Genomic DNA, 12,546 nt, shown 5'->3' on the forward strand with positions numbered 1-12,546 from the left:
ACGCATTACTCCTTCTGCAGCACGCCGTAGATGACCTGATAAGTGCAGGGCAGCCCCTCGGGATGGCGGTGCTGCTCGTAAGCCTCGGCGAGCGCGCGCAATCGCGCCCGCCCAGTCAAACCGGCCGGGCGCCCCTCATTGAGGTTATGTGCACCCAAGGCCTTGAGGCCGTGGGTGAGGCTGCGCAGATCCGCGTAGTGAAGGCGGTGAGCGCGCACCTGCAGCGTGCCCAGGTGCAGGCCACTGTCCGTACACAGCTCTTGATAGTCCTCGAGGGCACGAAAGCGGTTGACGTGCACGAAGCCATCCACGGCCTGCCAACTGTCGCGCAACTCCTGCAACGTGCCGACGCACAGGCTGCTGAAGGCCAGCACCCCGCCGGGACGCAGCACCCTGCTCGCCTCGCCGAGTACCGCCTGGAAATCGCCACACCATTGCAAGGCCAGGCTGGAGAAGATCAGGTCACAGCTCTGCTCGCGCAACGGCAACTGTTCGGCGTCGCCAGCGACGAAACACTGCGCACCGCCAGCCTTCCGGGCGTGCTGCAACATGCCTTCGGCGATATCCACCGCTACACCTTGAGCATTCGGGTACCAGTCGGCCAGGGCGCGGCTGAAATGACCAGTGCCGCAACCCAGGTCCAGCCAGCGCTCGGGCCGCAGCGATAACGGCAGATACCACAGCAGTTGCCGACCCACATCGCGCTGCAACTGCGCGACGCTGTCATAGCTGCCAGCGGCCTTGGAAAACGACGCGGCCACCCGGCGCTTGTCGGGTCTTACATTCATGCTCGGGCCTCCATGAAACGGCTGAGCAGCGCAGCCACATCGGCTACCTGTTCGAGCACGAAGGCATGGCTCGCACCGCTCATACAGTGAACCGTGGCGTCAGGTTGCAGCGCCTGAACGGCCACCGCAGCGCTGACCGGCACCAGCGCATCGGCATCAGCGAAAACATGCAGCTGCGGCCCGCTGAACCGTTGCAGTATCTCTCGAGTATCGAGTGTTGCCAGCAGATCAAGCCCAGCCAGCGAATCGACGCCGCCTGCCGTGGCCGTTAGCGAGCGGGACAGTGACCGAGCATCCACGGCGCCCTGGCTGCACAACATGGCGAAGCGCTTGAGCGTCGCCGACGGGCTCTGCTGATAGCTGTCACGAAAGATCCGGAAGGTCGACGCGGCCATGGCGGTGGGCCAGGTCTCGCGGGCGACAAAACATGGATTGCTCGCCAACGTCAGCAAGCCGGGACAAGCCGAACCGCGACTTGCTGCCAACAGGCTGGCGAGCATGCCGCCCAGCGACCAACCGCCCAGCCAGGCGTTGTCGGGCAGACGCTCGTCCAGCTGGTCAAGCCAAAGGGCGACCGACGCATGATCGAGTTCGGGCAGCGGCTCAACCTGCACCTGCAGGCGCACGCCGAGCGCATCGGCCAGTGGCTGAAGCGGCGCGCTACCCAACCCCCAGCCGGCCAACAAAACCAGTCTTTGATCCGTCAAGCCGGCTCTCCCGATAGCGGCATCCAGCACTGGGAGAGCGCTTCCAGCAGGCGATCCACCTGCGCAACGTCGTGCGCGGCGGACAGGGTGACGCGCAGGCGAGCGCTGCCTGCGGGTACGGTCGGCGGGCGAATCGCCGTGACCAGAATGCCGCGCTCGCGCAGCGCCTGGGACAAGGCCATGGCGCGGCCACTGTCGCCAATCAGAATCGGCTGTATCGGTGTGTCGCTGTCCATCAGCTGCAGGCCGATGCTCGCCGCGCCTTCGCGGAAGCGCCGGATCAGCACCGCAAGGTGCTCGCGGCGCCAGTGCTCACTGCGCAACAGCTCGAGGCTCTTCAGGGTCGCGCAGGCCAGCGCCGGCGGCTGGCTGGTGGTGTAGATGTAGGGCCGAGCGAACTGCACCAAGGTGTCGATCAGCTCATCACTACCGGCGACGAACGCGCCAGCGGTGCCGAATGCCTTGCCCAGCGTGCCGACCAACACCGGCACGTCATCCAGGCCGAGGCCAAAGTGCTCGACCACACCGCCGCCAGTCGCGCCCAGGGTGCCGAAACCATGGGCGTCATCGACCATCAGCCAGGCGTCCTTGCGCCGCGTTTCGGCGCACAACGCCGGCAGGTCGGCCAAGTCGCCGTCCATGCTGAACACGCCATCGCACACCACCAGGGTATTGCCTTCGGCCTTGTCCAGGCGCGTCGCCAGGCTGGCGCTGTCGTTGTGCAGGTAACGAGAGAAACGTGCGCCACTGAGCAAGCCGGCATCGAGCAATGACGCATGGTTGAGGCGATCTTCGAGCACCGTGTCGCCTTTGCCGACCAGCGCCGTGACGGCGCCCAAGTTGGCCATGTAGCCGGTGGAGAACAGCAATGCCCGCGGCCGGCCGGTGAATTCGGCCAGGGCCTCCTCCAGTTCGTGGTGCGGCGTGCTATGGCCGATCACCAGGTGCGAGGCTCCGCCACCAACGCCCCAACGGGCGGCCCCGGCGCGCCAGGCTTCGATCAGCTGTGGGTGATTGGCCAGGCCAAGGTAGTCGTTGGAACAGAAGGCCAGCAGCTCGCGCCCGTCCACCGTGACCAAAGGCCCCTGCGGGCTGTCCAGCAGCGGGCGCTGGCGATAGAGATCGGCAGCACGACGCTCGGCCAGGCGGCCGGCCAGATCGAATGACATAGAACACTCCAGGCGTCAGGCAGCAGGCGCTGGGCACCCAGCGCGCTGCCTGCAGATACCATCAGACGGCGGCGTCGTAGAACATCCGCGAATCACGCTGTTCGACCAGCGCCTGCTCGATGGCGGCCTGGTGCACCTCGTCGGCGTGCTCTTCGCGCGCTTCCGGCTGGATGCCGAGACGGGCGAACAGCTGCATGTCCTTGCCGGCTTGGGGGTTGGCGGTGGTCAGCAACTTCTCGCCGTAGAAGATCGAGTTGGCACCGGCGAAGAACGCCAGCGCCTGCATCTGCTCGTTCATCGCCTCGCGCCCGGCCGACAGCCGCACATGGGACTTCGGCATCATGATGCGCGCCACCGCCAGCATGCGGATGAAGTCGAACGGGTCGACGTCCTCCTCGTTGGCCAGCGGCGTACCCTCGACCTTCACCAGCATGTTGATCGGCACCGATTCGGGGTGCTCCGGCAGGTTGGCCAGCTGGATCAGCAGACCAGCACGGTCGTCCAGCGACTCGCCCATGCCGAGGATGCCGCCGGAGCAGATCTTCATGCCCGACTCACGCACGTAGGCCAGCGTCTGCAGGCGCTCGGAATAGGTACGGGTGGTAATGATGCTGCCGTAGAACTCCGGCGAGGTGTCGAGGTTGTGGTTGTAGTAGTCCAAGCCGGCGTCAGCCAGCGCGCGGGTCTGCTCCTGATCGAGACGCCCCAGGGTCATGCAGGTTTCCAGGCCTAGCGCCTTGACGCCCTCGACCATCTGCAGGACGTAGGGCATGTCCTTGGCGGACGGATGCTTCCAGGCCGCTCCCATGCAGAAGCGGGTCGAGCCGATGGCCTTGGCTTCGGCGGCCGCCTCCAGCACCTTCTGCACTTCCATCAGCTTCTGCTTGTCGAGGCCGGTGTTGTAGTGCCCGGACTGCGGGCAGTACTTGCAGTCTTCGGGGCAGGCACCGGTCTTGATCGACAACAGCGTCGACACCTGCACGCGGTTGGCATCGAAATGCGCGCGGTGCACGGTCTGCGCCTGGAACAGCAGGTCATTGAACGGTTGCTCGAACAGCGCCCGGACTTCAGCCAGGCTCCAATCGTGACGCACGGTGGCAGCGGTGCTAGCGCTCATGGGGCAAGTCCTTCTCTACAGGCGGCCTGCTACAGTCACAGCAGACCCAACACGGATGTGCGGCATAGTTAAGGAAGCCTAATGCTCTGTCAACCATCGATACATACCACGGTTTACAACTGGTTAAAAATAAAACAAACCTGTTTGCTCTGTGACGAATCGGTTGATACCCCATTGCCGCTGTGTGCGGAGTGCGAGGCCGATCTGCCCTGGCTGGGCTCACATTGCGGCGTTTGTGCCCTGCCGCTTGCGGTCGACGGCCTCGTCTGCGGCCACTGCCTGAAACGCCCGCCGGCATTCAGTCGCGTAGAAGCGCCATGGCGCTATGGATTCCCGGTGGATGCGCTGATCAATCGCTTCAAGCACCAGGCTCGCTGGCCGATCGGCCGGCTGCTCGGCGATTTGCTCGCCCGCCACCTGGCGCATGCGTTCGCTGACGGCCTGCCCAAGCCAGACCTGCTAGTGCCAGTACCGCTGTCGCCGAAACGGCAGCGCCAGCGTGGTTTCAACCAGGCGCAGATGCTCGCCCAGGTGATCAGCCAGGCCCTGGACATTCCCCAGCACAGCGACTGGCTGCAGCGCACCGGCGATGCGCCGGCCCAGCAGAAACTCGATGCCGCAGCACGCCGACGCAACTTGCGCGGCGCCTTCACCGTGCGGCCCAAGGCGCAGCTAAAGGCGCGGCATGTGGCGCTTATCGACGACGTGCTGACCACCGGCGCCACGGCGCAGCAGTTGGCCCGCCACCTGCTCAACGCTGGCGCCGAGCGGGTGGATGTTTACTGCCTGGCCCGCACCCCGGCGCCGGGCGATCATTGACGGCCATCGGAGCGTCACGCACAGTGACCGGCCGTCGTGATTACCGCTGCTCTGTCGATATGACCACCCTTTCCCTGCTCGCCCAACACGTGAACCGCCGCCCACAACGCATCGCACTGCTCGAGCAGATTGCCGTGCAGGGCTCGATCACCCGCGCCGCCAAAGCCGCTGGCATGAGCTACAAGGCGGCCTGGGACGCCATCGACGAGCTGAACAATCTGGCTGATCAGCCGCTGGTGGCGCGCAGCGTGGGCGGCAAGGGCGGCGGTGGTGCGCGCCTGACCCCGGCCGGTGAACGGCTACTGCAGTTGCACCATCGCTTGCAGGCCATTCAGGCCGAAGTGCTGCAGGCGGTCGACGACGACGCCGACCTACAGGTACTCGGCCGCCTGATGCTGCGTACCAGCGCGCGCAACCAGTTAAGCGGTCGGGTGCGAGCGATCAAGCCGCAGGCCGGCAACGACCTGATCGACATCGAACTGCCCGGCGGCACATCGATCCAGGCGCAGATAACCCGAAGCAGCACGCAGCACCTGCAGCTCCAGGCCGGCGCGCCACTGATGGTGCTGATCAAGGCCGGCTGGCTGAAGCTCAGCGCTGCTGGTGAGACGGCAGATACCAGTCTCAACGAGCTGCTCGGCCACATCGAGCAGATTCAGCCCGAAGCAGACGGCCCCAGCGAAGTGCGCATCGCCCTGCACAATGGGCAAACCCTCTGCGCCCAGGCGACCGCCGAACACCTCGCCCACCATGGCCTGGTGGTGGGCAGCCCGGTGCGGGCGCAATTCGCGGCCAGCCATGTGCTGCTGGGTACGCAGGTCTGAGCTGAACACCTGCCGCCGCTGACCGAATTCCACAACGCGTTCTCCACCGAGCCAGCAAGACCTCGTGCTTTGGGCGCCACCGCCTGGCGACAAATGCGCTCAGGCACAGGTTCTGTTGAACGGCCACCATCCCCTTCGCGCCGGGGGCGACGCTCCCACGTGGGCGCCACGGACCGCGTGTGAATCCACATAGCGTAGGAGCCGCGACCTCGCGGCTAATGGCGGTCACGCCGCTGGTTCTGCTGGACGGCCGCCATGAGAGCTCGACGCAGTGGCAGGGCTGAAATTCCCAGTTGTGCTGCGCCCTCTGCCGTCCGATAGCGATAGTGCCGTGCCGACGGCCCTCGCGCGGTACACTCTGCGGCCCACCGACGGAGTAGCCCATGTCTCATCCTTTCGCCGCACTCACCCCCGATCTGGTTCTGGATGCCGTCGAAAGCCTGGGCTACCTCAGCGACGCCCGCGTGCTGGCACTCAACAGCTATGAGAACCGCGTCTACCAGGTGGGCATCGAGGGCGAAACCCCGCTGATCGCCAAGTTCTATCGCCCGCAGCGCTGGACCGATGAAGCGATTCGCGAGGAACACACCTTCAGCGCCGAGCTGGCTGAGTGCGATGTGCCGGTAGTGGCGCCGCTGCAGCGCGACGGCGAAACGCTGTTCGAGCACGCTGGCTTTCGCTTCTCGCTGTTTCCGCGCCGCGGCGGCCGGGCACCGGAGCCAGGCAATCTCGACCAGCTCTACCGCCTCGGCCAGCTGCTCGGCCGTCTGCATGCGGTGGGCTCTTTGCGCCCATTCGCTCACCGTGAAACGCTGCAGGTCAGCAACTTCGGCCATGCCTCCCTGGCGACCCTGCTGGAAGGCAACTTCGTGCCGCGTAGTCTGCTGCCTGCCTATGAGTCGGTCGCGCGCGATCTGCTCAAGCGCCTGGATCAGTTGTTCGCGGAGAACCCGGCCAAGGCGATCCGCCTGCACGGTGACTGCCACCCAGGCAACCTGCTGTGCCGCGACGAGACCTATCACATGGTCGACCTCGATGATTGCCGCATGGGCCCGGCGATTCAGGATCTGTGGATGATGCTCGCCGGCGAGCGTCACGAACGGCTGGGGCAAATTGCCGAGCTGGTCGATGGCTATCAGGAATTCCACGATTTCAATCCGCGCGAGCTGCCGCTGATCGAGGGGTTTCGCTCGCTGCGCCTGATGCATTACAGCGCCTGGCTGGCACGTCGCTGGGACGACCCGGCGTTTCCGCAGAGCTTCCCGTGGTTCGGCAGTGAGCGCTACTGGGGCGAGCAGATTCTCATGCTGCGCGAACAGATCGCCGCGCTGAACGAAGAACCGCTGAAGCTGTTTTGAACACGCGCCGGCTGCGATAAAAAAGCTGAACGGGCGGACAACTGCGCACTAGAATGATGCGTCTTTCCCTGCCTCGCTAAGGACTTACATGGCCACCGCAGACCTGCGCCGCGGGTACATCCTGGGTATTTGCGCCTATGTCATCTGGGGCCTGTTTCCGCTCTATTTCAAGGCGATCCAGGCCGTTCCGCCTGTCGAGATCATCGTCCACCGAGCGCTCTGGTCCGCGGTGTTCGGTGCCTTGCTGTTGCTCGTGTGGAAGCACCCAGGCTGGCTGCGCGAGCTGCTCGACCATCCCAAACGCTTCGCGGTGCTGGCCCTCAGTGGTTCGCTGATCGCCGGCAACTGGCTGGTCTATGTGTGGGCGGTGAACAACGGGCGCATGCTTGAAGCCAGCCTGGGCTACTACATCAACCCGTTGGTCAACGTGCTGCTCGGCATGCTGATTCTTGGCGAGCGCTTGCGGCGCCTGCAATGGGTGGCCGTCGGGCTGGCCGCAGCAGGCGTCGCCCAACAGCTCTGGCAGGTCGGCAGTCTGCCCTGGGTATCCCTGGTGTTGGCACTGACCTTCGCGGCCTATGGCCTGATCCGCAAAAAGGCTCCCGTCGCCGCACTGCCGGGGCTGGTCGTGGAAACCTGCCTGTTGCTGCCGCTGGCCATTGGCTGGATTCTTCTGCACCCGGCCGCCATGAGCAGTCAGCCGGCATTCTGGACCACTAGCGAAGCGTTGTGGCTGATGGCTGCAGGGCCAGTGACACTGATCCCGCTGGTGTGCTTCAACGCTGCCGCCCGCCACCTGCCCTACGCCACGCTGGGCTTTCTGCAATATGTGGCACCGACCCTGGTACTGCTGTTGGCGGTGTTCGTGTTCGACGAGCATTTCGACCCAACCAAGCTGGCCGCTTTCCTGTTCATCTGGGCGGGCCTGGCGGTATACAGCGTCGATGCCTGGCTGACCCTGCGTAAACGCTAGCCTGCACATGGCTGTGCTTCGCCAAGCCGCAACGCACGAGGCCGCCTAATGGGCGGCCTCGTCGTTTATGGGCGGGTTTCGTCTCGGCGGCGTGCCGTTGAGGCTTCCTCCCCTACTCTTCCATCCGCAACTTCAACTCCACCATCAGATCGTCGGCCAGGGTCTCCAGCGATGTCTGCAACGTAGTCAGGAGCAGGCTTTCAGGAACCGCCAGGGTCGCCTGGGCGTGGAACAGTGGCTCGCCGCTCATGGGAGCGGGCGTCACGTCGGTGATCAGGCTTTCCAGATTGACGCCGTTCTCGGCCAGCAGCCGGGTGATGTCGCGCACGATACCAGGGCGGTCATTACCCAGCAGATCGAGGTGGATCGATTTCCAGGTGCAATCCGGCTCGGCGCCGGCAGAGGCGAGTTGCACGCGAATGCCCTGGGCGCTCAGTTCGCCCAACGCTTCCATCAGCGCGCCATGGGACGCGGCGGGAACGTCCACCCGCAGAATGCCGGCGAATTGCCCGGCCATGCGCGACATGCGGCTTTCCAGCCAGTTGCCGTTGTGCCTGGCCACGCATTGGGCGACGCGTTCGACCAGGCCGGGTTGATCCTGGGCGATAACGGTCAGTATCAGATGATCCATGCTCACGTCCTCGTCGTTGATAGTTACGTCAGGTCGAGCCAGTAAGTCAGATAAACCGCGTCACGAACATAGCCGAGGCGTTCGTAAAGGGATTGCGCGGCCAGGTTGGTCTTTGCCGTTTCCAGCTGCAGGCCGCAGGCGCCAACGTCCAGCGCATGCTGCCGGGCCGCTTCCAGAAGTTGTTCGCCAACGCCCTGACGACGCGCGCACTCCGCTACATAGATGTCACTCAACAGCAGGCTCGGGCGTAACGCCAGTGAGGCGAACAGCGGGTACAACTGCACGAACCCCAGGGCACCGCCCCGCTCGTCGTGGGCGATGAACAGCGCGGAATCACCGCGCTCAAGGCGCGCGGCGAGAAACGCGCGCACTTCGGCGATGTTCTTGTCGACGTCATAAAACGCCAGGTAAGCCGCGAACAGCGGTGCCAGATCATCAAGGTCAGCGGTGGCGGCGGCACTTATCGGCATAATCACTCCTTGCGGGTGGACTGCAGTATAGGCACTCATATCGGTTAAACCGTCGACGGCATAGGTACGACCAAGGTAGCGGGCGACCATTTCTGGACTGTTTTTCCCGATTCGTTCATGTAGTATCGGAAAAAACTCACTACATAACCAAACCCAGTCCTGCTGGTTGTGGAAAACCCCGCTCACGAAGCACCTCCAGACACGCCGCAGCGATGCGGGCCGCCGTCAACAACGGCCCCGCCAGCGGCCTGCCTGCGCAGCATCGAGGGTTCCCCGCCGTTACAGTGGCTAAGCGAAGCAGAGAGGCGAGAGATGACTGAGCGTGTTCGAGTCGGTGGCCTGCAGGTCGCCAAGGTGCTGTTCGATTTCATCAATGACGAAGCCATTCCCGGCAGCGGCGTCACTGCCGATGCCTTCTGGGCCGGCGCCGATGCGGTATTCCGTGACCTGGCAGCGAAGAACCGCGCACTGCTCGACACGCGCGATCAGTTGCAGGCGCAGATAGACGCCTGGCACCGCAGCCAGGCCGGCAAGCCGCACGACGCAGCGGCCTACAAGGCCTTTCTGGAGCAGATCGGCTATTTGCAGTCGCAGCCGCAGCAGGTCCAGGCCAGCACCGAAAACGTCGATGACGAGATCGCCCGCATGGCCGGCCCGCAGTTGGTCGTGCCGGTGATGAATGCGCGCTTCGCCCTGAACGCCTCCAACGCCCGCTGGGGTTCGCTGTACGACGCGCTGTACGGCACCGACGCAATCAGCGAGGAAGGCGGCGCAGAGAGGGGCAAGGGCTACAACAAGGTCCGCGGCGACAAGGTGATCGCCTTCGCACGCGCCTTTCTCGATGACAGCGCGCCGCTGGCTGCCGGCTCCCACGCCGATGTCAGCGGTTATCGCATCGAGGGCAACAAGCTGCTGGTCACACTCCTCAACGGTGAGATCAGTGGGCTACGCGAGGCCGGCCAACTGGTCGGCTTCCAGGGCGAAGCCGGCGCGCCCATCGCCATCCTGCTCAAGCACAACGGCCTGCATTTCGAAATCCAGATCGACGCTAGCAGCCCGATTGGCAGTACCGATGCCGCCGGGGTGAAGGATGTGCTGATGGAGTCAGCGCTGACCACCATCATGGACTGCGAAGACTCAGTGGCCGCCGTCGACGCCGACGACAAGACCCTGGTCTACCGCAACTGGCTGGGCCTGATGAAAGGCGACCTGAGCGAGCAGGTGAGCAAGGGCGGTAGCATCTTTACCCGTACCATGAACCCGGATCGCGTTTACACCCGCCCGGATGGCGGCGAGTTGACCCTGCACGGGCGCAGCCTGCTGTTCGTGCGCAACGTCGGCCACCTGATGACCAACCCGGCGGTACTCGACGCCGCCGGCAACGAGCTGCCAGAAGGTATTCTCGATGCGCTGTGCACCAGCCTCGCCGCGCTGCACAACCTCAACGGCAATAGCAGCCGCGCCAACACCCGCAGCGGCTCGGTGTACATCGTCAAACCGAAGATGCACGGCCCGGAAGAAGTGGCGTTCACCAGCGAGTTGTTCAGCCGTGTCGAAGAGGTGTTGAGCCTGCCGCGCAATACCCTGAAGGTCGGCATCATGGACGAGGAGCGGCGTACCACCGTCAACCTCAAGGCCTGCATCGCCGCCGCCAGCGAGCGCGTGGTGTTCATCAACACCGGCTTCCTCGACCGCACTGGCGATGAAATCCACACGTCGATGGAGGCCGGCGCCGTGGTGCGCAAGGCAGCGATGAAAAGCGAGAAGTGGATCAGCGCCTACGAGAACAACAACGTCGATGTCGGCCTGGCTACCGGACTGCCCGGCCGCGCGCAGATCGGCAAGGGCATGTGGGCGATGCCCGACCTGATGGCCGCCATGCTCGAACAAAAGGTCGGCCACCCGCTGGCCGGCGCCAACACGGCGTGGGTGCCCTCGCCGACCGCCGCTACCTTGCACGCCCTGCACTACCACAAGGTCGACGTGTTCGCCCGCCAGGCCGAACTGGCCACACGCACGCCGGCCTCGCTGGACGATATCCTCAGCATTCCCCTAGCGCCGAGCACCGACTGGTCTGCCTCCGAAATCTGCAACGAGCTGGACAACAATGCCCAGGGCATTCTCGGCTACGTGGTGCGCTGGATCGACCATGGCGTCGGCTGTTCCAAGGTACCGGACATCAACGACGTCGGCCTGATGGAAGACCGCGCCACGCTGCGCATCTCCAGCCAGTTACTGGCCAACTGGCTGCGCCATGGCGTGGTCAGCGAGCAGCAGGTGCTGGAAAGCCTGCAGCGCATGGCCCCGGTGGTCGACCGGCAGAACGCCGGTGATCCGCTGTACCGGCCGATGGCGCCCGACTTCGACGGCAACATTGCCTTCCAGGCAGCGCTGGAACTGGTGCTCGAAGGCGCCAAACAACCGAACGGCTACACCGAGCCGGTGCTGCACCGCCGTCGCCGGGAACTGAAAGCCAGCCTGGCGCGTTAAACGCCCAGCCAAAAGAAAACCGCCGAAAGGCGGTTTTCTTTTGGCGTCCAGCAAGGCTCGCATCGTCACTATCCCAGGTGTCGCTTCGCTCGACGCCGGGCTACAAAATCGCTCCGTAGCCTGTGGTTGAGCGCAGCGATACCCAGGTTCCTACGCCGCCGGCTGGGCCGCTAGCCGACGCTGCTGCCAACGGTAGACGGAGAAACGCTTGGGCATTTCATACAACCAGTTGATGTTCAGCGCCTCGAGGATCTTCGCCGCGATGATCGGCAGCAGCACGCCCGCCAGGCACCCAGCGATGATGTGCACGGTGTCGTCGTTGACGCCCAGGAACTTGCTGAGGATCACCCGCATGCCGCTGCCGGCGAGAATGTGCATAAGGAAGATCGGCATCGACAGCGCGCCCAGGGTAAGCATCCACCCCATCGGCCGGCGTGCCAGCACCATGCACAGGCTGACCGTGAACAGGATGCCGATAAACGCCACCACCAGCGACGCCGCGCCGCGGTCTGCGTAAGTCAGGCCGAGCAGCCCATGGAACACATACTGCGCGATGACGAAGGCAATACCGCTGCCCAGTGCCACCGCAGCGGCGCGCGATTCGATGCTGCCGCGGATCTGCATGAACCAGACGCCAAAGGCGAAAAACACGAAGTTCTGCGCCAGGAATACCAGCGCAGCGACCCGCGGCGTCCACTGCTGCAGCAAATAAAACAACGCACTGAGCGCCAGCAGCGGCAGGAAGGCCCGCGTGGAAAAGCTGCGGTAGAGCAGAATTGCCAGGCAGAACGCGGCGAACAGCGCATACAGAAACCAAAATTGCGCACGCGGTGACCACAGCAGCGCCAGCACTTCACCCATACCTACGCCGCCGTTGGTGTAGCGCGCCAGCACCACTTCGATACTGCCCTGCAGCAGCGACCACAGCACGAAGGGATAGAAGATGGTATCAATCTTGTTGCAGAACAGCCCGCCACTGCCGCGGTTGTTCAGCGAGTGCCAGAAGAACAGCCCCGACAGAAAGAAGAACAGCGGCATGTGAAACGTGTAAATGATGCTGTCCACCAGCTCGTGGAAGGCCACGTTCTCGGTGATGATTCCACCGTTGAGCAGGCCGCGTACAACATGGCCATAGACCACCAGGAGGATGCCAATGGCCTTGGCGTAATCCACCCACAGATTGCGGTTCGTCATGCGTAC

12 protein-coding genes are annotated in these 12,546 nt (G+C 64.3%); 5 read left to right on the plus strand and 7 right to left on the minus strand.

Annotation, left to right across the window (positions count from 1 at the left end; translation table 11 throughout):
- Positions 1–5: 5 nt before the first annotated feature.
- The 4 genes from bioC to bioB all read right to left on the minus strand — a co-directional run bounded on the left by bioC (position 6) and on the right by bioB (position 3,781).
- Positions 6–788: a malonyl-ACP O-methyltransferase BioC gene (bioC, locus tag BLS60_RS16330; protein WP_092370108.1), complete on the minus strand. Its 783-nt coding sequence runs from the start codon at positions 786–788 to the stop codon at positions 6–8.
- Positions 785–1,495, minus strand: coding sequence for an alpha/beta fold hydrolase (locus tag BLS60_RS16335; protein WP_092370111.1), 711 nt, complete (start codon positions 1,493–1,495; stop codon positions 785–787). Before BLS60_RS16335 ends, bioC begins: the two co-directional genes overlap by 4 nt.
- Positions 1,492–2,664 carry an 8-amino-7-oxononanoate synthase gene (gene bioF, locus BLS60_RS16340; RefSeq protein WP_092370114.1) on the minus strand — a complete coding sequence of 391 codons (1,173 nt, stop codon included), beginning with the start codon at positions 2,662–2,664 and terminating at the stop codon, positions 1,492–1,494. The genes BLS60_RS16335 and bioF overlap by 4 nt, the downstream gene beginning before the upstream one ends.
- Before the next feature lie 61 nt (positions 2,665–2,725).
- Positions 2,726–3,781: a biotin synthase BioB gene (gene bioB, locus BLS60_RS16345; protein ID WP_092370117.1), complete on the minus strand. Its 1,056-nt coding sequence runs from the start codon at positions 3,779–3,781 to the stop codon at positions 2,726–2,728.
- A gap of 81 nt (positions 3,782–3,862) precedes the next feature.
- On the opposite strand from bioB, the gene BLS60_RS16350 reads away from it, so the two are divergent.
- The 4 genes from BLS60_RS16350 to rarD all read left to right on the plus strand — a co-directional run bounded on the left by BLS60_RS16350 (position 3,863) and on the right by rarD (position 7,755).
- On the plus strand, positions 3,863–4,600 hold the full coding sequence (locus BLS60_RS16350) for a ComF family protein (protein WP_092370120.1): 738 nt from the start codon (positions 3,863–3,865) through the stop codon (positions 4,598–4,600).
- A gap of 59 nt (positions 4,601–4,659) precedes the next feature.
- On the plus strand, positions 4,660–5,424 hold the full coding sequence (locus BLS60_RS16355; protein WP_092370419.1) for a TOBE domain-containing protein: 765 nt from the start codon (positions 4,660–4,662) through the stop codon (positions 5,422–5,424).
- Between the two features lie 383 nt (positions 5,425–5,807).
- The gene (locus BLS60_RS16360; RefSeq protein ID WP_070880588.1) at positions 5,808–6,782 is read left to right on the plus strand and encodes a serine/threonine protein kinase; all 975 of its coding nucleotides are present in this window, start codon (positions 5,808–5,810) and stop codon (positions 6,780–6,782) included.
- A gap of 88 nt (positions 6,783–6,870) precedes the next feature.
- On the plus strand, positions 6,871–7,755 hold the full coding sequence (gene rarD, locus BLS60_RS16365) for an EamA family transporter RarD (RefSeq protein ID WP_070880587.1): 885 nt from the start codon (positions 6,871–6,873) through the stop codon (positions 7,753–7,755).
- A gap of 112 nt (positions 7,756–7,867) precedes the next feature.
- Here the strand turns inward: rarD and BLS60_RS16370 are convergent, their stop codons facing one another.
- Together BLS60_RS16370 and BLS60_RS16375 are read right to left on the minus strand one after the other, a co-directional pair.
- Complete coding sequence (locus BLS60_RS16370; protein ID WP_092370123.1) at positions 7,868–8,386, minus strand: glycine cleavage system transcriptional repressor; 519 nt, start codon at positions 8,384–8,386, stop codon at positions 7,868–7,870.
- Positions 8,387–8,409: 23 nt separating this feature from the next.
- Positions 8,410–8,856: a GNAT family N-acetyltransferase gene (locus BLS60_RS16375; protein WP_092370126.1), complete on the minus strand. Its 447-nt coding sequence runs from the start codon at positions 8,854–8,856 to the stop codon at positions 8,410–8,412.
- Between the two features lie 312 nt (positions 8,857–9,168).
- Between BLS60_RS16375 and BLS60_RS16380 the strand changes: the two genes are divergently transcribed.
- Positions 9,169–11,346, plus strand: coding sequence for a malate synthase G (locus BLS60_RS16380; protein ID WP_092370129.1), 2,178 nt, complete (start codon positions 9,169–9,171; stop codon positions 11,344–11,346).
- Between the two features lie 150 nt (positions 11,347–11,496).
- Here the strand turns inward: BLS60_RS16380 and BLS60_RS16385 are convergent, their stop codons facing one another.
- Positions 11,497–12,540 carry an acyltransferase family protein gene (locus BLS60_RS16385; protein WP_070880583.1) on the minus strand — a complete coding sequence of 348 codons (1,044 nt, stop codon included), beginning with the start codon at positions 12,538–12,540 and terminating at the stop codon, positions 11,497–11,499.
- Positions 12,541–12,546 lie beyond the last annotated feature (6 nt).

Origin of the sequence: Phytopseudomonas seleniipraecipitans (genome assembly GCF_900102335.1) — a bacterium.
Taxonomy (GTDB): domain Bacteria; phylum Pseudomonadota; class Gammaproteobacteria; order Pseudomonadales; family Pseudomonadaceae; genus Aquipseudomonas; species Aquipseudomonas seleniipraecipitans.

Bases quoted from the DNA above. Each gene is read 5' to 3' on its own strand.
- BLS60_RS16360 (WP_070880588.1), top strand. From the start codon at position 5,808: ATGTCTCATCCTTTCGCCGCACTCACCCCCGATCTGGTTCTGGATGCC.
- BLS60_RS16380 (WP_092370129.1), top strand. From the start codon at position 9,169: ATGACTGAGCGTGTTCGAGTCGGTGGCCTGCAGGTCGCCAAGGTGCTG.
- BLS60_RS16355 (WP_092370419.1), top strand. From the start codon at position 4,660: ATGACCACCCTTTCCCTGCTCGCCCAACACGTGAACCGCCGCCCACAA.
- BLS60_RS16370 (WP_092370123.1), bottom strand. From the start codon at position 8,386: ATGGATCATCTGATACTGACCGTTATCGCCCAGGATCAACCCGGCCTG.
- BLS60_RS16350 (WP_092370120.1), top strand. From the start codon at position 3,863: ATGCTCTGTCAACCATCGATACATACCACGGTTTACAACTGGTTAAAA.
- BLS60_RS16375 (WP_092370126.1), bottom strand. From the start codon at position 8,856: ATGCCGATAAGTGCCGCCGCCACCGCTGACCTTGATGATCTGGCACCG.
- BLS60_RS16385 (WP_070880583.1), bottom strand. From the start codon at position 12,540: ATGACGAACCGCAATCTGTGGGTGGATTACGCCAAGGCCATTGGCATC.
- bioC (WP_092370108.1), bottom strand. From the start codon at position 788: ATGAATGTAAGACCCGACAAGCGCCGGGTGGCCGCGTCGTTTTCCAAG.
- rarD (WP_070880587.1), top strand. From the start codon at position 6,871: ATGGCCACCGCAGACCTGCGCCGCGGGTACATCCTGGGTATTTGCGCC.
- bioB (WP_092370117.1), bottom strand. From the start codon at position 3,781: ATGAGCGCTAGCACCGCTGCCACCGTGCGTCACGATTGGAGCCTGGCT.
- bioF (WP_092370114.1), bottom strand. From the start codon at position 2,664: ATGTCATTCGATCTGGCCGGCCGCCTGGCCGAGCGTCGTGCTGCCGAT.